Origin of the sequence: Streptomyces sp. NPDC093510 (genome assembly GCF_040683555.1) — a bacterium.
Taxonomy (GTDB): domain Bacteria; phylum Actinomycetota; class Actinomycetes; order Streptomycetales; family Streptomycetaceae; genus Streptomyces.
In genome coordinates, this window is record NZ_JBFBEE010000011.1 from 13428 (window position 1) to 32205 (window position 18778).

The 18778-nt window shown below is 72.3% G+C and carries 15 protein-coding genes and 1 pseudogene; 9 read left to right on the plus strand and 7 right to left on the minus strand.

The genetic code is table 11. From position 1 onward, the window contains the following. Nucleotides 1-9 precede the first annotated feature (9 nt). Entirely contained in the window at nt 10-1836 is a 1827-nt protein-coding gene (locus AB0N81_RS18720) for a hypothetical protein (protein ID WP_365359550.1), read from the minus strand. 170 nt (nt 1837-2006) lie between these two features. Between AB0N81_RS18720 and radA the strand changes: the two genes are divergently transcribed. Together radA and disA are read left to right on the plus strand one after the other, a co-directional pair. Beyond that, entirely contained in the window at nt 2007-3416 is a 1410-nt protein-coding gene (radA, locus tag AB0N81_RS18725) for a DNA repair protein RadA (RefSeq protein WP_365359552.1), read from the plus strand. Nucleotides 3417-3551: 135 nt separating this feature from the next. Then, nucleotides 3552-4676, plus strand: a complete 1125-nt coding sequence (disA, locus tag AB0N81_RS18730) for a DNA integrity scanning diadenylate cyclase DisA (protein WP_362997138.1) — start codon at nt 3552-3554, stop codon at nt 4674-4676. 87 nt (nt 4677-4763) lie between these two features. Here the strand turns inward: disA and AB0N81_RS18735 are convergent, their stop codons facing one another. Further along, entirely contained in the window at nt 4764-5600 is an 837-nt protein-coding gene (locus AB0N81_RS18735; RefSeq protein ID WP_365359554.1) for a hypothetical protein, read from the minus strand. 162 nt (nt 5601-5762) lie between these two features. On the opposite strand from AB0N81_RS18735, the gene AB0N81_RS18740 reads away from it, so the two are divergent. Further along, nucleotides 5763-6536, plus strand: a complete 774-nt coding sequence (locus AB0N81_RS18740; RefSeq protein WP_365359557.1) for a phosphatase PAP2 family protein — start codon at nt 5763-5765, stop codon at nt 6534-6536. Nucleotides 6537-6549: 13 nt separating this feature from the next. On the opposite strand, the gene AB0N81_RS18745 is transcribed toward AB0N81_RS18740, so the two are convergent. Then, complete coding sequence (locus tag AB0N81_RS18745) at nt 6550-7227, minus strand: response regulator transcription factor (RefSeq protein ID WP_365360057.1); 678 nt, start codon at nt 7225-7227, stop codon at nt 6550-6552. Nucleotides 7228-7283: 56 nt separating this feature from the next. After that, the gene (locus AB0N81_RS18750) at nt 7284-9035 is read right to left on the minus strand and encodes a histidine kinase (protein WP_365359559.1); all 1752 of its coding nucleotides are present in this window, start codon (nt 9033-9035) and stop codon (nt 7284-7286) included. Between the two features lie 407 nt (nt 9036-9442). Here AB0N81_RS18750 and AB0N81_RS18755 point away from each other — a divergent pair, with 407 nt between their 5' ends. The 5 genes from AB0N81_RS18755 to cseC all read left to right on the plus strand — a co-directional run bounded on the left by AB0N81_RS18755 (nt 9443) and on the right by cseC (nt 14022). After that, entirely contained in the window at nt 9443-10390 is a 948-nt protein-coding gene (locus AB0N81_RS18755; protein ID WP_365359561.1) for an A/G-specific adenine glycosylase, read from the plus strand. A gap of 191 nt (nt 10391-10581) precedes the next feature. Beyond that, nucleotides 10582-11130: a SigE family RNA polymerase sigma factor gene (locus AB0N81_RS18760; protein WP_365359563.1), complete on the plus strand. Its 549-nt coding sequence runs from the start codon at nt 10582-10584 to the stop codon at nt 11128-11130. A 29-nt stretch (nt 11131-11159) separates the two neighbouring features. Further along, on the plus strand, nt 11160-11759 hold the full coding sequence (locus tag AB0N81_RS18765) for a hypothetical protein (protein WP_365359565.1): 600 nt from the start codon (nt 11160-11162) through the stop codon (nt 11757-11759). A 117-nt stretch (nt 11760-11876) separates the two neighbouring features. Further along, nucleotides 11877-12590, plus strand: coding sequence for a two-component system response regulator CseB (cseB, locus tag AB0N81_RS18770; RefSeq protein ID WP_365359567.1), 714 nt, complete (start codon nt 11877-11879; stop codon nt 12588-12590). Between the two features lie 58 nt (nt 12591-12648). After that, complete coding sequence (cseC, locus tag AB0N81_RS18775) at nt 12649-14022, plus strand: two-component system sensor histidine kinase CseC (protein ID WP_365359569.1); 1374 nt, start codon at nt 12649-12651, stop codon at nt 14020-14022. 291 nt (nt 14023-14313) lie between these two features. On the opposite strand, the pseudogene AB0N81_RS18780 reads toward cseC, so the two are convergent. The 3 genes and pseudogenes from AB0N81_RS18780 to AB0N81_RS18790 all read right to left on the minus strand — a co-directional run. Further along, a pseudogene (locus tag AB0N81_RS18780) lies at nt 14314-15060 on the minus strand (LLM class flavin-dependent oxidoreductase); the annotation flags it as partial. 118 nt (nt 15061-15178) lie between these two features. Beyond that, nucleotides 15179-16024: a class I SAM-dependent methyltransferase gene (locus AB0N81_RS18785; protein WP_365359571.1), complete on the minus strand. Its 846-nt coding sequence runs from the start codon at nt 16022-16024 to the stop codon at nt 15179-15181. A gap of 218 nt (nt 16025-16242) precedes the next feature. Further along, the gene (locus tag AB0N81_RS18790; RefSeq protein WP_365360059.1) at nt 16243-17724 is read right to left on the minus strand and encodes an MDR family MFS transporter; all 1482 of its coding nucleotides are present in this window, start codon (nt 17722-17724) and stop codon (nt 16243-16245) included. 340 nt (nt 17725-18064) lie between these two features. Between AB0N81_RS18790 and AB0N81_RS18795 the strand changes: the two genes are divergently transcribed. Further along, on the plus strand, nt 18065-18721 hold the full coding sequence (locus tag AB0N81_RS18795) for a helix-turn-helix domain-containing protein (protein ID WP_365359573.1): 657 nt from the start codon (nt 18065-18067) through the stop codon (nt 18719-18721). Nucleotides 18722-18778: the final 57 nt, after the last annotated feature.

Sequence of the window (18778 nt, forward strand, 5' to 3'; positions counted from 1 at the left end):
AACACGTGGTCAGCTCGGGCTCGGGCCCCCGCTGCCGTCACCGGGTGGCGGGGACGAGTCGCCCGGGCCCGGGTCCGACGGTGTGGGCGTCGGGTCCGACGGTGTGGGCGTGGGGTCGGACGGGCCGGGGTCGGAGGGTCCCGGGTCGGACGGGCCCGGATAGGAGGGGCCGGGGTCGGACGGGCCGGGGTTCGTGGGCCTCGGGCCGGGGCCCGGACGGGTCGGCGGACGCCCGTCGCCGTACCCGTCGATGGAGATGACCGCGCCCGAGGGGGCGACCGAGACCCGCGCGTGCCAGGGGCCCGACGGCTCTCGGGTGTGATCGACGTACACCTGGATGGTGACCGACTCCCCCGGCGCGAGCGTCCCGGACGAGCGGCTCAGATAGAGCCAGTACGCGCCCTCGCTCGCCGACCAGTGGACCGGTGAACCGCCGGACGCCGTCAGCGTGATGAGGGTCGTGTCGCCGCTCGGCTGTGCCTCCACGGTGAGGCGTCCCGGGCCGGTCGACGAGCGGGAGCCGGACCCGCCGCTGATGACCTCTACGGAGACGTCGGGTGAGCGGCTGCCCGCGGTGAAGCGGGGATCGGGGCCCTTGCGCGCGTTGCCCGCGTTCTCGTACCCGTCCCGCGCGTGGTCGCTGCCGAGGCCCCCGGGGCCGCCGCCCTCGCTCGCGCTGACAGAACGGCCGTCGTGGCCCTCGCCGGTGAGCGGCGCTCCCCGGTAGGCGGCCCAGAGCGCGAGCACCGGGGCGGCCACCACGGTGGCGACGACGGTCGTGGTGACGGCACGCGCGCGCAGGCGGTCGCGGCGGGCGGCGTGGTCCTTGGGGTCCATCGGGAAACCGCGCCTGTCGTACCGGGGACCGCCGGCCCGCGCGCGGGGGACGTGCGCCATCGCCACGTGCAGGGCGGCCCTCGGGGCCTCGACGACGGGGAGCGCGGCCGGGGTGACGGCCGTGCCCGGCCAGGCGCTCGCCCCGGCCCGCTCGGCGGTGCGGCGGCAGCGCGGGCAGTCGTCGACGTGCCGGACGAGCTCGCGGCGCAGAGCGGTGCCGAGCAGCAGCTGGTTGTCGCCGGTGAGGCGGGCCACGATGGGGCAGCTGCCGGTCTCCACGACGGCGAGGGCGGTGCGGGTGCGCTCCACCTCGCAGGCGGCGGAGGCGAGCAGGCCGCGGGTTCTGGTGAGGTCTAGGCCGAGGACGGCGGCGACCTCGGCGGGGGCGAGCTGGTGGCGCACGGCCAGTTCCAGGGCCTCGCGCTGCTCGGGGGTGGTGCCCGCGGCCTCCGGCCAGGCCAGCTGGGCCAGCTCCTTGCGCCGCTCCCGGGCGGTCTCCTGCTGCTCGCCGTCCTGGGGCTGCGCGGCGTTCGGTGACGGGGCGGTCTGTGACTGCGCGGCGTTCGGTGACGGGGCGGCCTGAGACTGCGCGGCGTTCGGTGACGGGGCGGCCTGAGATTGCGCGATCTGTGACTGCGCGGCATGCTGCTTCGCACCGTGCGCGTGCCTGCCCTCCCGGCTGCGTTTGGCCGCGGCCAGCCGGCGCAGGCAGACCCAGCGCGCGAGGGCGTAGAGCCAGGGCTTGAGCTCGCTGTCCGTCCCGGGGCCGCGGGCGCCCCTGCGCTCGGCGTGGTGGAGCACGTCACCCAGCGCCGCGGTCGCCGCGTCGTGATCGCAGAGCACGGACAGGCAGTACGTGAACAGGCCGTCCAGACACGGTTCGTAGCGCGCGGGCGGAGTGGTCCGGGGCGCCGGGCGGGGCACCACGCGCTTGCGCGCGTCACGGTGCGCCCGGTGTGCGCCGGTTGCGTTCGTGGGAGTTTCCGGCCTGCTGCTCATCACCCGTGCGAAGTTAGGCGGATGATGCAGGTCCCTTCCTCCCTCTCCAGCACATTTAACCCTTACGGGTGAACAGATCCCTCAAAAGGGGACAGGAACCTCTCATTCCATGGCCCGGGTCCCGTTGGCCCCTCGGTCCGTTGTCAGTGGCCTCCGCTACGGTTCCGACCATGGCTGCCCGTACGAAATCCACCAAGGACCGTCCGTCCTACCGCTGCACCGAGTGCGGGTGGCAGACGGCCAAGTGGCTCGGCCGCTGCCCCGAATGCCAGGCCTGGGGCACCGTCGAGGAGTACGGCGCGCCCGCCGTCCGCACCACCGCCCCCGGCCGCGTCACCTCCTCCGCCGTCCCGATCGGCGAGGTCGACGGCCGCCAGGCCACCGCACGCTCCACCGGCGTGCCCGAGCTGGACCGCGTCCTCGGCGGCGGCCTGGTCCCCGGCGCCGTGGTGCTGCTCGCGGGCGAGCCCGGCGTCGGCAAGTCCACGCTGCTGCTCGACGTCTCGGCGAAGGCCGCGAGCGAGGCGCACCGCACGCTCTATGTGACGGGTGAGGAGTCGGCGAGCCAGGTCCGGCTGCGCGCCGACCGCATCGGCGCCATCGACGACCACCTGTACCTGGCGGCGGAGACCGACCTGTCTGCGGTCCTCGGGCACTTGGACGCGGTCAAGCCCTCGCTCCTGGTCCTCGACTCGGTCCAGACCGTCGCCTCGCCCGAGATCGACGGGGCGCCCGGCGGCATGGCGCAGGTCCGCGAGGTCGCCGGCGCCCTGATCCGCGCCTCCAAGGAGCGCGGCATGTCCACGCTCCTGGTCGGCCACGTCACCAAGGACGGCGCGATCGCGGGACCCCGCCTCCTGGAGCATCTCGTCGACGTGGTCCTGCAGTTCGAGGGCGACCGGCACGCGCGCCTGCGTCTCGTCCGAGGCGTCAAGAACCGTTACGGGACGACGGACGAGGTCGGCTGCTTCGAGCTGCACGACGAGGGCATCACCGGTCTCGCCGACCCCAGCGGCCTCTTCCTCACCCGCCGCGCCGAGCCCGTCCCCGGCACCTGCCTGACCGTCACCCTGGAAGGCCGCCGCCCCCTGGTCGCCGAGGTCCAGGCGCTCACCGTCGAATCGCAGATCCCCAGCCCCCGGCGCACCACCTCCGGCCTGGAGACCTCCCGCGTCTCGATGATGCTGGCCGTCCTGGAGCAGCGCGGCCGGATCACAGCCCTCGGCAAGCGGGACATCTACAGCGCGACGGTCGGCGGCGTGAAGCTGTCCGAGCCCGCCGCCGACCTCGCCGTCGCCCTCGCCCTGGCCAGCGCCGCCAGCGACACCCCACTGCCGAAGAACCTCGTGGCCATCGGAGAGGTGGGCCTGGCCGGCGAGGTCAGACGGGTCACGGGCGTGCAGCGCAGACTGGCCGAGGCCCACCGCCTGGGCTTCACCCACGCCCTCGTGCCGTCCGACCCCGGCAGGGTCCCCGCCGGTATGAAGGTCATCGAAGTCGCCGACATGGGGGACGCCCTCCGTGTCCTTCCGAGATCCCGTCGCCGAGAGGCCCCACGGGAGGAGGAAGAGCGCCGGTAGACTTTGCCCTGGTCTCGCCCATCCGTACGAAGCAGGGCGTGCGTTCCGTGCGGAGCAAGGTGTGCCGCAAGGCGTGCGTTCCGACGGAGCGAGTGCGCGGCAGAGGCCAGGACAACCTGCGACCGAGGGAGTGCAGTGGCAGCCAACGACCGGGCAGCGAACCCCGGCAAGTCCGGCGGCAGCTCCGCTGCCGATGGGCTGATGCGCGCCTCCCTGAGCGCCGTCGCACCCGGCCAGGCGCTGCGCGACGGCCTCGAGCGCATCCTCCGGGGCAACACCGGCGGCCTGATCGTCCTCGGCTGGGACAAGACCGTCGAGTCGATGTGCACGGGCGGCTTCATCCTGGACGTCGAGTTCACGGCGACGCGGCTGCGTGAGCTGTGCAAGCTCGACGGCGGCATCGTCCTCGACAAGGACATCACCAAGATCCTGCGTGCGGGCGTGCAGCTGGTGCCGGACCCGACGATCCCCACGGAGGAGACGGGCACGCGGCACCGCACGGCGGACCGGGTGAGCAAGCAGGTCGGCTTCCCCGTCGTGTCGGTGTCCCAGTCGATGCGGCTGATCGCGCTCTACGTGGACGGGCAGCGCCGCGTCCTGGAGGACTCGGCGGCGATCCTGTCCCGGGCGAACCAGGCACTGGCCACCCTTGAGCGGTACAAGCTCCGCCTCGACGAGGTCGCGGGCACGCTGTCCGCCCTGGAGATCGAGGACCTGGTGACGGTCCGGGACGTCACCGCCGTCGCCCAGCGCCTGGAGATGGTCCGCCGCATCGCCACGGAGATCGCCGAGTACGTGGTCGAGCTCGGCACCGACGGACGCCTTCTCGCCCTCCAGCTGGACGAGTTGATCGCGGGCGTCGAGCCCGAGCGCGAACTGGTCGTGCGGGACTACGTGCCCGAGCCCACGGCCAAGCGCTCCCGCACGGTCGACGAGGCCCTCGCGGAGCTGGACTCGCTCACGCACGCGGAGCTCCTCGAACTCCCCACCGTGGCGCGCGCCCTGGGGTACACCGGCTCCCCCGAGGCGCTGGACTCCGCGGTGTCCCCGCGCGGCTTCCGCCTCCTGGCCAAGGTCCCCCGGCTGCCCGGCGCGATCATCGACCGGCTCGTGGAGCACTTCGGCGGCCTGCAGAAGCTTCTCGCCGCCAGTGTGGACGACCTCCAGACGGTGGACGGCGTCGGCGAGGCGCGGGCCCGCAGTGTCCGCGAAGGACTGTCGCGGCTCGCGGAGTCGTCGATCCTGGAGCGTTACGTCTAGAGCCCCCGAAGGGGCGCGGGCCGCGGGTCAGCCCCTCTCCGAGCAGGTCTGTCCCTCTCCGGACAGGCCAGTCCTTCTCCGGGCGGGTCAGTCCTTCTCCAGCACGAACGACGTGCGTGCCGTCCCCAGGCCGGGGGTCTTCGCCTCGACCAAGTACGTGCCCGGCTCCGCCAATCCCGCGGAAGGCGTCGCGCACTGCGGGGCGCTGGGGCGCCGGTCCCACTGGACCGTGTGCGTGATCCGTCCGTCCCCCGGCACGCGCAGCAGCAGGCTTCCCTTGCCGCCGGGGCAGTCGGCCGACGACCAGAACTCGTCGTCGCCCTCGGCCTGAGTGATCGTCAGCACCGTGCCCTTGCCGCCGAGATCGACCTTGCAGGCCTTGCCTCCACCGTTCTCGGCGATCAGCTCGAACTTCGGCTTCTCGTCGATCGCGTACGTGTTCCGGACGCTGCGCACCTTCAACTTCACGTCGCCACCGGTGCAGTTGGGCAGTCGCGTACCGGCAGGGAGCCGGTCGCCCGAACCGCCGCCGCCCTTGGCGCCGTCGTCGGAGCCGCTGCCCGAGCCGCCCTCCGAGCCGCCGGAGCCGCCGCCCGAGCCACCCGAACCGCCCGAGCCACCGGACCCCGATCCTCCGGAGCCGCCCGAGCCGCCCGAGCCCGAGTCGGAGCCTTCGCTCGACTCGTCCCGCCCGCCCGGGTGTTGGCTGATCGCCGGCCCGGAATCGGAGGGCCCAGGAGTGATGGACGTGGCGGGTCCGTTGCCGCCAGGCCCGTCCGCGTTGTTGTTGCCGCCGCCACCACCGGAGGTGATGATCCATACGACAAGCAGCAGCAGAAGGCCGAGTACGGACAGCAGAACGGCCCTCCGACGCCAGTAGATGGTGGAGGGAAGCGGCCCGACCGGATTGCGCAGAGATCCCACGCCCAAACCTTACGAGAGATCCGGTGCTTCTCCCGCCCCACCCGCCGCCTTGGGCGACAAAGTTTCCGGATCATCATCCCGGGACCCCTGTCCATCGTCAGGGGGTGTGACGGGACGATCGCCGGATGTGACGATTCGGCGTCACCCGTACCGTCCGTAATCATGGACACCATGACGGACGACCTCTACCGCGACATCACCGACTTCGCCCACGACACGCCGTCGTGGTTCCAGCACCTCGCGGAGGTGTGGACGGAGCTCGGGCTGCTGCTCTTCGGCGTGCTGTTCATCGTCGCCTGGTGGCGGGCCAGGCGCGGGGACCCCCGCGCCCTGGCGGTCGCGGTGCTCGCTCCTCTCGCCACGGCGGTGGCTTACGTGTGCAGCGAGTTGCTCAAGTCCGTGATCGACGAGGAGCGTCCCTGCCGGGCGGTGTCCGGCGCGCTGAGGCCACTCGTCGAGTGCCCGCCGCACGGCGACTGGTCCTTCCCCAGCAACCACTCGACGATCGCGGGCGCCGCCGCCATCGGTCTCGCGCTCGCCTGGCCGCGCATCGCGGCGCTGACCGTGCCGATGGCCGTGCTCATGGCGTTCTCGCGGGTCTTCGTGGGCGTGCACTATCCGCACGACGTGGCGGTGGGTCTCGTCTTCGGCGCGGTGATCGTGTTCGTGCTCGTACGGCTCACCACGCGTCCGGTGGCGCGGATCACGCTGGCGATGCGCGGGTCGTCCACGGGGATCGTGAAGTGGTTCGCGGGGCCGGGCCCCGCGCGGCCGGCGCGTCCTGCCCACGCCGCTTCCCCTGCTCCGGCCCCGGCCCCGACCCCGGCCTCTGCTCCGGTTCCTGAGCAGAGGCCGTACGACCCGGCCGCGTACGACCCGGTCGCGTACGACTCGCCGACCATGACGTTCCGGCGGGACGACATCCAGCCCCGCTGACGCGGCGGCGGGTTCAGTCCGTCTCCGGGACCAGCCCCGCTTCGTACGCGACGATCGCGGCCTGCACGCGATTCCTGACCGCGAGCCGGTCGAGGACCGCGCTCACGTACGCCTTGACCGTGCCCTCCACGAGGTGCAGCCGGGCCGCGATCTCCGGGTTGGACAGTCCGGCGCCGACCAGGCCGAGCACTTCCCGCTCGCGCGGGGTGAGGGCCTCGGTCCTGGCGCGGGCGGTGGCGCCGCGGCCCATGCGCCGGGCGCCGAAACCGTCGATGACGTGCCGGGCGACCTTGGGCGAGAGGAAGGCCGCGCCGCCCGCCACAGCCCGTACGCCCGCGATGAGTTCGTGCGGATCGCCGGACTTCAGCAGGAAGCCGATGGCGCCGCCGCTCAGGGCCCGCGCGATGTACGCGTCCTCGGAGAACGTGGTCAGCATCGCGACGGCGGTGCCCGGCACCGTCCGCACGATCTCCTCGCCCGCGGCGAGGCCGTCCAGGCGGGGCATGCGGATGTCGAGCAGCGCCACGTCGGGGCGGTGGGCCTGCGCCAGGGACACGGCCTCGCGTCCGTCGCCGGCCTCCGCGACCACCTCGATGCCCCGGCCCGCGGCGAGGATGGCGCCCACGCCCGCGCGGATCATCGCCTCGTCGTCGGCCAGCAGGACGCGGATGGCGGGGGCGGTGCCGTCCATCGCCGTCCCAGGCACCCCGTCCTCCGTAACTTGTGCCTCGTTCACCCGTGCCTCGTTCACCGCACCTGCTCCTTTCCAGCCCTGTCTTGATTCTTCTCGGTCCCGGTCCCGGTCCCGGTCTCAGTCCCGGTCTCAGTCCCGGTCTCTGCCTCGCTCGCCGTGGGGATGACGGCCTTGTCCACGAGTCGGTCGTTCTCGGCGAAGCAGAGCCTGAAGTGCGGCACGGCGGTGAAGAGTTCGCCGCTCGCCCGGTAGTACGCGCAGTCGGCGTCCGGGGGTGGCGGTGTCGGCGCTCGTTCCAGCGGCGGATCGGCGACGGTCCGGTCCGGCAGTACGCGGCCGGCCTCCGCGCGGGTCTCGCCGATGCGCAGGCGGGCGTAGTCGGCGGGGTCGAGGACGGAGTGCGTGCGTGAGTACGCGTACCAGGCGAAGGTTCCCGCGACGAGCAGCGTCCCCGTGGTGACGGCGGCCCCGAACGCCAGGACGGTGCGGCGTCGGGCGTACGCGAGGCGGGCGCCCGCCGGGGGCGGCGGCGCGGAGACGGTCCCCTCGGCCGGGAGGCGGGCGGTGACCCGGAAGCCGTGGCCGTAGGGGGCCGCGTCGAGCGTGCCGCCCAGGTCCGTGACGCGGGTGCGCAGGGCGCGCAGGCCGGAGCCGCCGCGGGACAGCTCGCCGGGGGCGCAGGAACTCCCGGTGCCGGGGCGGCCGTTCGTGACGGTGACCGTCGTCGTGGAGCCGTCGCGTGCCACCGTGACGGTGACGTGCGCGCCCGGTGCGTGCTTGGCCGCGTTGGTGAGGGCCTCCTGGACGACGCGGTGGACGGTGCCGGTGCCGTCGGTCATCGCGCGACGGGCCGGGTCGTCCGGCTTCTCACCGCCGCCGTCACCTACGCCCCCGTCGGCACCTTCGCCCCTGTCGCCCCCGTCGCCCCCGTCGTCACCGTCGCCCCCGTCGTCACAGTCGTCCGCGTACGTGATGGTGAGCCCCGACTCCGTGGCGCGTGCGACAAGTGCGGCGACGCTCTCGCCCGCCGGGGCCAGCGGCGCCGGCTCGTCGCCCTCCTCGCGCAGGAGGCCGATGATGGCGTGCAGCCGGTCCGTGGCCTGCGAGGCGGCCGCGCGGAGGTCAGCGGCGGCCGCGCGGTGCGGCTCGTCCAGGCCCGGGGCGACCTGAAGGGCGCCCGCCCGTACGGCGATCAGGCTCAGCTCGTGGCCCAGGGAGTCGTGCATGTCCTGCGCGATGCGGGCCCGTTCGCGCAGCCGGGCGCGGTCGGCGACGATGCGCTGCTCGCGCTCCAGCTGGTCGGCGCGGGCCCAGCCGGCGGCGGCCAGTTCGCGGCCCTGACGCCAGTAGCGGCCCGCGAGCCAGGGGAAGACGGCGCCGAACAGCAGCGTCGCGACGAGCACGAGCCACTCGACGACCGGGTCGACGTCCCGTACGGCGATCTTGACGGTGCCGACGAGGGCGATGCCCGCGAAGGCGAGGAGGGCGGGGCGGGCGCGGTCCGCGCGGCGGCCGAGGAGCAGCACGAGGACGGCGAGGGCCGGGCCGAAGGAGAGGGTGAAGAGGGAGGGCGCGGTGACGAGGCCGAGGGCGGCGGAGAGGAGGAAGGCGAGGAGCGGGCGGGTCCGGCAGACCGCGACGGCGACGGCGAGGACGGCGAGGCCGGTGAGCTGCTCCGCGGCGGAGCGCGGTTCGTTGAGGCCCAGCCGGTCGACCGACACGACGGGAACGGCCAGCGCCACCCACAGCAGCGCGTCGCCCCAGCGCCACCCCTCTCCTACCGCACGGCTCTGCACTCCCGCCATACGTCCCCCCACTCCCGCCGCACGGCTCTCCACTCCCGCCATACGTCCCCCCGCTCCCGCCGCACGGCTCTCCACTCCCGTCGTACGTCCCCCCGCTCCCGCCGCACGTCCCCTCACCCCCGCCGCACGGCTCTCCACTCCCGCCACACGACCCCCCACTCCCGCCGCACCGCTCTCCACTCCCGCCACACGACCCCCCACTCCCCCTCTACGTCTCTTCACTCCGCCGACGCTACTGGCCCTCCACTCCCCCGCACCCCTGCCGATCGTCAGGTGCGTGACCGGTCCGGCGGAGGCCGGCGGAGGCCGGTGTAGGCCGCCCGGCGGGTCCTGTTCCGGGAAACCGACGAGGCGAACCGCCCGGTTGGCCCGTGCCCCGCCGTGCCCGTGGCAGGATCGGATGTGCCATGACTGCGCCCACGAAGCCCACGCCGAACAGTCCCGTCCCCGGGCACGTCCACGGGGACCGTCCCGAGCCCGCAGGCGAGGCCCTGCACAGCCCCGTCATCGCCTGGTTCGACACGCACGCCCGTGACCTGCCGTGGCGTCGTGCGGACGCCGGGCCGTGGGGCGTGATGGTCAGCGAGTTCATGCTCCAGCAGACGCCCGTCAGCCGCGTCCTGCCCGTGTACGAGCAGTGGCTCGCCCGCTGGCCCCGCCCCGCCGACCTCGCCAAGGAGGCGCCCGGTGAGGCCGTGCGCGCCTGGGGGCGGCTCGGCTATCCGCGCCGCGCCCTGCGGTTGCACGGCGCGGCCCTCGCCATAACGGAACGGCACAACGGCGACGTGCCCACGCAGCACGCACAGCTGCTCGCGCTGCCCGGCATCGGGGAGTACACCGCGGCCGCCGTGGCCTCGTTCGCGTACGGGCAGCGGCACGCCGTCCTCGACACGAACGTGCGCCGGGTCTTCGCGCGGGCCGTGACCGGCGTGCAGTACCCGCCGAACGCGACGACCGCGGCCGAGCGCAAGCTCGCCCGTGCCCTGCTCCCGGAGGACGAGCGCACCGCGTCCCGCTGGGCGGCCGCCTCCATGGAGCTGGGCGCCCTGGTCTGCACGGCGAAGAACGAGAACTGCGGGGCGTGCCCGATCGCCGCGCAGTGCGCCTGGCGCACGGCGGGGAAGCCCGCGCACGAGGGCCCGGCCCGCCGCGGTCAGACATACGCGGGCACGGACCGGCAGGTGCGGGGCAAGCTGCTCGCCGTGCTCCGCGACGCGGTGACTCCCGTGCCGCAGGCCGCCCTGGACCGGGTGTGGGACGAGCCCGTGCAGCGGGCGCGAGCGCTGGACGGGCTGGTCGCGGACGGGCTCGTCGAGCCGCTTCCGGGCGGTCTGTACCGTTTGCCTCTGACCTGAGGGCAGGGGCGCCGGGGGCCCTGCGAAACGCAGGTATTTACCCGGGCCCTACGTCTGTTACACAACCGACGGACAGCCGTGCGTCCGCCGCTGGCTGCTCCGCACAGCCTCGTGACAACGCCTCCGTAACTTCATACCCGTACCGCACAGCAGGGACAGCGGTCGGCAATGGGGAACGGAGGCGGTTTGGTATGGCGCACGGCGAGGTGCTCGAGTTCGAAGAGTACGTCCGCACTCGGCAGGATGCCCTGCTGCGCAGCGCCCGGCGCCTGGTCCCGGACCCCGTGGACGCCCAGGACCTGCTGCAGACCGCGCTCGTACGGACGTACGGCCGCTGGGACGGCATAGCCGACAAGCGGCTCGCGGACGCCTATCTGCGCCGCGTCATGATCAACACGCGTACGGAGTGGTGGCGGGCCCGCAAGCTCGAGGAGGTGCCCACCGAGCAGCTGCCCGACGCGAGCGTGGAAGACTCCACCGAGCAGCACGCGGACCGCGCGCTGCTGATGGACATCATGAAGGTCCTCGCACCCAAGCAGCGCAGCGTGGTCGTGCTGCGACACTGGGAGCAGATGTCCACAGAGGAGACGGCCGCCGCCCTCGGTATGTCGGCCGGAACGGTCAAGAGCACGCTGCACCGGGCACTCGCCAGGCTCCGGCAGGAGCTGGAGAGCCGGGACCGCGAAGAGCTGGTCGCGAGCGCGCTCGGACGTGAGGAGCGGGAGAGTTGCGCGGCCTAGGCCATCGGGTCACGAGAAGCGTGAAGGCGGTGAGCGCGGCGACGGCCGCGGTCGCCGCCGTCGGCCTTTTGCTCTCCGCCTGTTCGACGGGCGGGTCCGGCGCGCGGGACGAGGGTCCGGCCCGCACCGAGCCCGTGGTGTCCACGGCGCCGTCCCCTTCGCCCTCCGCGTCCGTGCCGGCGAAGAAGATCGACGCGGTCCGGCTCGTCAAGGAGGACCCGCAGGTCAGCCCGGCCATCAAACGGGATCTGAAGCCGTGCGTGGGGAAGGCGTACCCGGTCGACGTGTCGTACGGGAACCTGACCGGAGGAACTGCCTCCGATGTTGTGGTGAACGTGCTGACCTGCGGTGACGCGGTGGGTATCGGCAGTTACGTGTATCGCGCCCAGGGCGACAGGTACAAGAATGTCTTCAAGGCCGAGGAGCCCGCTTCCGTCTACGCCGAGATCGACCGGGGCGACCTGGTCGTGACGAAGCAGCTGTACGAGTCGGGCGACTCGGTGGCCTACCCCTCGGGCGAGGAAGTGATCACGTACCGCTGGGCCGCGAACCGCTTCACGGAGTCGGGGCGTACGCGCAACGACTTCGGCAACGCGGTGGACGGGGAACCCACTCCGTCCGCGGACTGACAACGCACCGCTACCCCGCTACACCGACGCACCGCTACACCGACGCACCGCTACACCGACGCACCGACGCACCGACGCACCGACGCACGACGCAGCGAAAAGGACTGAGAGCATCCGATGGCAGAGCAGACCCACGTCCTGTTCGTCGAGGACGACGACGTCATCCGTGAGGCCACCCAGCTCGCCCTGGAGCGCGACGGATTCGCGGTGACCGCCATGCCGGACGGGCTCGCGGGCCTGGAGGCGTTCCGCGCCGACCGGCCGGACATCGCCCTGCTCGACGTGATGGTGCCGGGCCTGGACGGCGTCTCGCTGTGCCGCCGCATCCGTGACGAGTCGACGGTTCCGGTGATCATGCTGTCGGCGCGTGCCGACTCCATCGACGTGGTGCTCGGCCTGGAGGCGGGCGCCGACGACTACGTGACCAAGCCGTTCGACGGCGCCGTCCTGGTCGCCCGCATCCGCGCCGTCCTGCGCCGCTTCGGCCACGCCGGCGGCCACGGTTCGGCGTCGGGCGGCCACGAGGAGGGTTCCGCGGCGGACGGCGGGGTGCTGAACTTCGGCGACCTGGAGATCGACACAGTCGGCATGGAGGTGCGCCGGGACGGTGCGCCCGTGGCGCTGACGCCGACCGAGATGCGTCTGCTCCTGGAGTTCTCGTCCGCGCCCGGCACGGTCCTCTCCCGCGACAAGCTCCTGGAGCGCGTGTGGGACTACGGCTGGGGCGGTGACACCCGCGTCGTCGACGTCCACGTCCAGCGGCTGCGTACGAAGGTGGGACAGGACCGCATCGAGACGGTCCGCGGCTTCGGTTACAAGCTCAAGGCGTGAGGACGATCAGCGGACGCACGGCACGTTTGGTACTCACGGCACTCAGGGGACGACGCATATGAACGGGGGGCGCAGGGCCGTCGAGCGCGTCCGCGAGAGGCTCCGCTCCGGGCCGCAGCTGCGCACCGGCGTGCGCTGGAAGATCGCCGCGGCGATCGCGCTGGTCGGTGCGCTGGTCGCGATCGCCCTGAGCCTGGTCGTGCACAACGCCGCACGCGTCTCGATGCTCGACAACGCGCGCGACGTGCAGGACGAGCGCATCCAGTTCGCCCTGCGCCTCTATTCCTCCGCTTCCCAGCGGCAGACGCTGCAGTTCGGCACGAAGGTCGACGACCCGGAGCTGCCGCAGGAGCTGCGGCAGAAGGTCCTCAAGGGCCGCCGCGCCACCTTCGTCGAGGAGAAGCCGGACGGCGTGCCCGACATCTGGGCCGCCGTGCCCCTCGCGGACGGGCACGTCCTGTCCCTGCACTCCCGCTTCACCGACCGCAGCGCCACCGTCATGAAAGACCTGGACCAGGCCCTGGTCATCGGCTCCATCGCGGTCGTCTTCGGCGGCTGCGCGCTGGGCGTACTCATCGGCGGACAGCTGTCGCGACGGCTGCGCAAGGCGGCGACGGCGGCGAGCGAGGTCGCCCAGGGCCACTCGGACGTGAGTGTCCGCGAGGCGATCGGCGGGGTCGTGAAGGACGAGACCGACGACGTGGCGAGCGCCGTCGACGCCATGGCCGACGCGCTCAAGCAGCGCCTGGAGGCCGAGCGCCGGGTGACCGCCGACATCGCGCACGAGCTGCGCACCCCGGTGACCGGGCTGCTCACGGCGGCCGAGCTGCTGCCGCCGGGCCGGCCGAGCGAGCTGGTCAAGGACCGCGCGCAGGCGATGCGGACGCTCGTCGAGGACGTACTCGAAGTGGCGCGTCTCGACTCCGCCGCCGAGCGGGCCGAGCTTCAGGACATCACCCTCGGCGAGTTCGTGGCCCGGCGCATGGCGGTCCTGACCACGGACGTGACGGTGACGGTGGTGCACGAGTCGGAGGTCACCACCGACCCGCGCCGCCTGGAACGCATCCTCGGCAACCTCGTCGCCAACGCCACCAAGCACGGCAAGCCGCCCATCGAGGTCAGCGTCGAGGGCCGCGTGGTCCGGGTGCGCGACCACGGGCCCGGCTTCCCCGAGGCGCTCCTGGACGAGGGCCCGAGCCGCTTCCGCACGGGCAGCACCGACCGGGCGGGGCACGGGCACGGTCTCGGTCTGACGATCGCGGCGGGCCAGGCGCGGGTGCTCGGCGCGCGGCTCACCTTCCGCAACGTACGCCCCGCGGGTGCGGCCCCCGAGGTGCCCTCCGAGGGTGCGGTCGCGGTGCTGTGGCTGCCGGAGCACGCGCCCACGAGCACGGGCAGCTACCCGGTCCTCAAGCTGCCGGACAACTTCTGACCTCGTCCCACCGGTCGCTTCACTGGTCTCTGCGGTGCTCGCTTTCTCACCGGTCGCTGTGGTGCTCCCGCACGGCGGGGGCGACCTGCCGGATGAATGCCCGGTACGAGCGTTTTCGGTACTCCCCCGAGCAGCCGGTGACGATATGGAAGCGTTCGACACCGACGTCGGCGAGTTCGAGAAGCCGGTCCCGGCAGTAGCCGGCCGGGCCCAGGACGGCGAAGGAGTCGAGAAACCGCGGAGTGGGTTCCGACGCGCGGTGGTGCGAGGAACGGTCGAGGAACGGTGCGAGAAACGGTGCGAGAAACGGGCGAATCTGGCGATGCCATGGGTCGCCATGGCGCGGGCCCTGTCGATGTCGTCATCGACGACGACATGAACGAAAGCGGCCAGCCGCACGTCGGACCGCGTCTCGCGGGCGGTCTCGGCCGCCTCCCGCAGCCGGTCGCGGTCCGCCCCCACGGACAGGGCCGTCACGTCGGCCGTCGAGGCCGCGGCCCGGATGGTCCGCGGGCCGGAGGCGGCGAGGAACACCTCCGGCGCCGAGCCCTCGGGGGCGCGGGCGAGCCACGTGAGACGGCTGTCGTCCGGGAGCGGCACCAGCCGGTCCTGGAAGACCTGCGGCGCCCCACGGCGTGCCGTGGTCACGGACACCTGGTCGCCTCGGAGGTAGGTCTGCACGGCCGTGGTGTACGAGATGAGCTGCTGGAGGGGGACGGGGGCGAGGCCGAGCCGGCTGAGGGAGCTGTCTCCCCGGCCGATGCCGAGGGACACGCGCCGCCCGGACTCCATGTGCGCGGACATGACGGCGGCGGCGGTCACGGCGGGGTGTCGCGTCCAGGGGTTGGTGACGCCGACTCCCAGACGGATGCGGCTGGTCTTCAGAGCCGCCGCGGTCAGGGCGACGTAGGGATCTCCCATCAGGCACTGGGAGTCCCCGAAGGTGAGGCCGTCCCAGCCGGCCGCCTCCAGCTCCGGGGCCTCGTGCACGCCGGGCATCGCCTGCACGGTCGCCCATAGTTCAGGTCCCATGCCCATCACCGTAGGGCTCGCACCCGGTCTCCGCTCGGGGCCACTGCCCCTTTCGTACCCTTCTGACCTGCGGAAATGTCTGCGGGGGCCCTTGATTGCCGGGCGAGGTGCCGCCCGCTCCGCGTCACCCGATCGGCGGTGTGCGCCCGCCGAGCCCCGCTCCGGTACTGGCCCAGCTGTCCCGGCTGTCCCGGGGGCGTTCGACGCGCAGCGCGTGCTGGTCGTTGCTGATGGTGTAGCCGCCGTCGGGGTCGTGGAAGTGAGCGCGTACGTAGTCCTCCAGGGCCTCGCGGCTCGGCGGTGCGCCTCCGCCGGGCCCGGTCGAGGGGACGCCGAGGTGGAAGTCGGCGACGGTGACGGCCTCGTTCAGGTCCTGGGTGCGGTACCGGGCGGGGACGGTGTCCAGCCGGACGTCTCCGACCAGGTCGGGCGGGGCGGTGGCGAGTTCGTCCGCGAGTTCGCGCAGATCGAAACAGCTGCCGGTGAAGTGCTGCACCATGCGCATACAGCTGCTGTCCGACTTCTCCATGAGCACCAGGAGCAGGCCGCCCGGGGCGATCCAGTCCATGACGCGCAGCACGGCGGCCGTCCACTGCGGGCGGGGGACGTAGTACAGCACGTGGGAGAGCAGGGCCAGGTCGACGGTGACGCCGGGGTCCGCATCGAGCAGCGGTTCCGCCAGCACGCGGGCGTCGGGGCACGTACGGGCGAGTGCGTGACGCATGGGCCGGCTCGGCTCGATGCACACCGTACGTTCGAAGAGCCGGCCGATGTGCCGGGTGATGGTGCCTTCGGCCGGGCCCACGTCCAGGAATACCCGTCGTCCGTTCAGTTGACCGGCCACTTGGGCGAGGTAGTCCTGGGTGCGGGTCTTCTGATCCGTTCCGGCGAGGAACAGGTCGAACGCGGCGCTGTAGGCGTCTTCGTCCGTCCGTACATCTCCCGCGGCGCCTTTGCCCTGCGATGTCATCCTTGTTCCTTTCGCGGCATTGCTGCCCGGCAACGTATCGCTGCCGGCGCACCGCCGCGGGCAGCCCTGCCTCGCGGGCCGGGAGAATGCTCCCGATGGAGTGCCGACGGCCCCCCGGTGCGCGATGCGCCGGGGGGCCGCTCGGATTGGCCGCTCGGATTGGCGGCTCGGATTGGCGGCTCGGATTGACCGCTCGGATTACCGCTCGGATTACTCGACTACTCCGCGATCACGGCCGGCCTGCCCTCGGGGCCCGAGCCGCGCAGCGGGATCTCCTTCACGAAGAACGACGCGATCAGCGCGACGACGCTGATGACGGCGCCCAGCAGGAAGGCCGAGTGCGTACCGGACGACACCGCGTGCTGGTAGGCGTCCTGGACGGCCTCCGGCAGCTTGGCGAGGCTCGCCGCGTCCAGCTGCGCCGACGTCTCGGTGACCTTGCCGCCGAGGGTTCCCGCCCGGTCGTCCATCACGTGCTGGACGCGGTTGTTGAAGAGCGCGCCCATGATGGCGACGCCGAAGGAGGAGCCGAGCGTACGGAAGAGCGTGGCCGAGGACGAGGCGACGCCCATGTCCTTCATCTCGACGCTGTTCTGCGCGACCAGCATGGTGATCTGCATCAGGAAGCCCATGCCGGCGCCGAGCACGGCCATGTAGAGGCCGGAGGTGAGGCGCGAGGTGCCGGTGTCCATCTGCGCGAGCAGGAAGAAGCCGGTGACCATCAGAACGGTGCCGACGATCGGGAAGACGCGGTACTTGCCGGTGGCGGTGGTGACGCGGCCCGCGAACAGCGAGACGGCCATCATCGAGAGCAGCATCGGGAGCAGCAGCAGGCCGGAGTTGGTGGCCGAGGCGCCCTGGACGGACTGCTGGTAGAGCGGCAGGAACAGCATCGCGCCGAACATCACGAAGCCGGTGATGAAGCCGATCACGGCCATCAGCGAGAAGTTGCGGCTGGCGAAGATGTGCAGCGGCATGACCGGCTCGGCGGCCTTCTTCTGTACGAAGAGGAAGCCGATGAGCGAGGCGACGCCGATCCCGATGAGCTCCATGATCACGGCTGAGTCCCACGCGTACTCCGTACCGCCCCAGGTGGTGACGAGCACGAGCGTGCTGATGCCGACGGTGAGCAGGGCCGCGCCGAGGTAGTCGATGCGCCCCTCGGCCTTCTTCTTGGGCAGGTGCAGGACGCTGGTCACCATGATGAGGGCGACGGCGCCGAGCGGCAGGTTGATGTAGAAGGCCCAGCGCCAGCCGAGGTGGTCGGTGATGGAGCCGCCGACCAGCGGGCCGCCGATCATCGCGACCGCCATGACGCCGGTCATCATGCCCATGTACTTGCCGCGCTCCCGCGGCGGCACCAGGTCACCGATGATCGCCATGACGCCGACCATCAGGCCGCCCGCGCCGAGCCCCTGGATCGCGCGGAAGCCGATGAGCTGTCCCATGTCCTGGGCCATGCCGCTCAGCACGGAGCCGGCCAGGAAGATGACTATGGCGGTGAGGAAGGAGCCCTTGCGCCCGTACATGTCGCCGAGCTTGCCCCAGATGGGGGTGGAGGCGGCGGTGGCCAGGGTGTAGGCGGTGACGACCCACGACAGGTGCTCCATGCCGCCGAGGTCGCCGACGATCGTCGGCATCGCGGGGCCCACGATCATGTTGTCGAGCATCGCGAGCAGCATCGTGATCATCAGCGCCATCAGCACGACGCGTACGCTGCGCGGCTGCGGTTCGGCCTTGGCGGTCTTCGTCGTCCCGGCCGAGCCGGGCCCGGCGGGCGGCGGGGCCGCCTGTCCAACCTCCGGGCCCACCCGTGCCGCCTCCGGGCCCACCCGTGCCGTCTCCAGGCCCACCTGTGCCGCCTCCGGGCCGGCCGCCCGCCCGGTCTTCTCGATGGTCTTCTCCGCCATGTTCCCCACTCCCCGCGTCTCCCCGTGCACTTACTTGCCGCCCGGCTAGTTGACTACACTGAGGGAAGGTAGACCCCGCACTAGCCGGGCGTCAAGTAAGTTATGTTGCATGAGGTCGAGGAGCACCCCGATGGGCACGGGCACAGGCACAAGCGGCACGGGCACGGGCACAAGCGGCACCGGAACAGGCGCAAGCGGCACGGGCACAGGCACGGGCAAGCAGCAGCGCCGCGGGAACACCCGTCAGCGCATCCAGGACGTGGCCCTCGAACTCTTCGCCGAGCAGGGTTACGAGAAGACGTCGCTCCGCGAGATCTCGGAGCGGCTGGAGGTCACGAAGGCGGCGCTGTACTACCACTTCAAGACCAAGGAAGACATCCTGACCAGCATCTTCGATGACCTCACGAGGCCCATCGACGAGCTGATCGCCTGGGGTCACGAGCAGCCGCAGCCGATCACGCTGGAGACCAAGCAGACGGCTCTGCGCCGCTACAGCGACATCCTCGTCGACGCCGCGCCCCTCTTCCGCTTCATGCAGGAGAACCAGGCGACGATGCGCGACCTGAAGACGGGCGAGAGCTTCAAGGACCGCATGCTCGGGCTCTACGAGATCCTCAAGGACCCGGACGCCCCGATGGCCGACCAGGTGCGCTGCTTCAGCGCGCTGTTCACGATGCACGGCGGGATGTTCGTGCTCAAGGACGTCGAAGGCGACCCCGAGGAGAAGCGCAAGGCCATCCTGGAGGTCGCCATCGATCTGGTGACGCGGGCGCACACGGGTGCGTAGCGGGCGCACACGGGCGCTTAGCTCGTAGCCGCGCCCGCGCCCGCGCCCGCGCGTGCC

Coding starts and splice junctions, on each gene's coding strand:
- AB0N81_RS18720 (WP_365359550.1), bottom strand. CDS start 1,836: ATGAGCAGCAGGCCGGAAACTCCCACGAACGCAACCGGCGCACACCGG.
- radA (WP_365359552.1), top strand. CDS start 2,007: ATGGCTGCCCGTACGAAATCCACCAAGGACCGTCCGTCCTACCGCTGC.
- AB0N81_RS18740 (WP_365359557.1), top strand. CDS start 5,763: ATGGACACCATGACGGACGACCTCTACCGCGACATCACCGACTTCGCC.
- AB0N81_RS18745 (WP_365360057.1), bottom strand. CDS start 7,227: ATGGACGGCACCGCCCCCGCCATCCGCGTCCTGCTGGCCGACGACGAG.
- AB0N81_RS18750 (WP_365359559.1), bottom strand. CDS start 9,035: ATGGCGGGAGTGCAGAGCCGTGCGGTAGGAGAGGGGTGGCGCTGGGGC.
- AB0N81_RS18755 (WP_365359561.1), top strand. CDS start 9,443: ATGACTGCGCCCACGAAGCCCACGCCGAACAGTCCCGTCCCCGGGCAC.
- AB0N81_RS18760 (WP_365359563.1), top strand. CDS start 10,582: ATGGCGCACGGCGAGGTGCTCGAGTTCGAAGAGTACGTCCGCACTCGG.
- cseB (WP_365359567.1), top strand. CDS start 11,877: ATGGCAGAGCAGACCCACGTCCTGTTCGTCGAGGACGACGACGTCATC.
- cseC (WP_365359569.1), top strand. CDS start 12,649: ATGAACGGGGGGCGCAGGGCCGTCGAGCGCGTCCGCGAGAGGCTCCGC.
- AB0N81_RS18785 (WP_365359571.1), bottom strand. CDS start 16,024: ATGACATCGCAGGGCAAAGGCGCCGCGGGAGATGTACGGACGGACGAA.
- AB0N81_RS18790 (WP_365360059.1), bottom strand. CDS start 17,724: ATGGCGCTGATGATCACGATGCTGCTCGCGATGCTCGACAACATGATC.
- AB0N81_RS18795 (WP_365359573.1), top strand. CDS start 18,065: ATGGGCACGGGCACAGGCACAAGCGGCACGGGCACGGGCACAAGCGGC.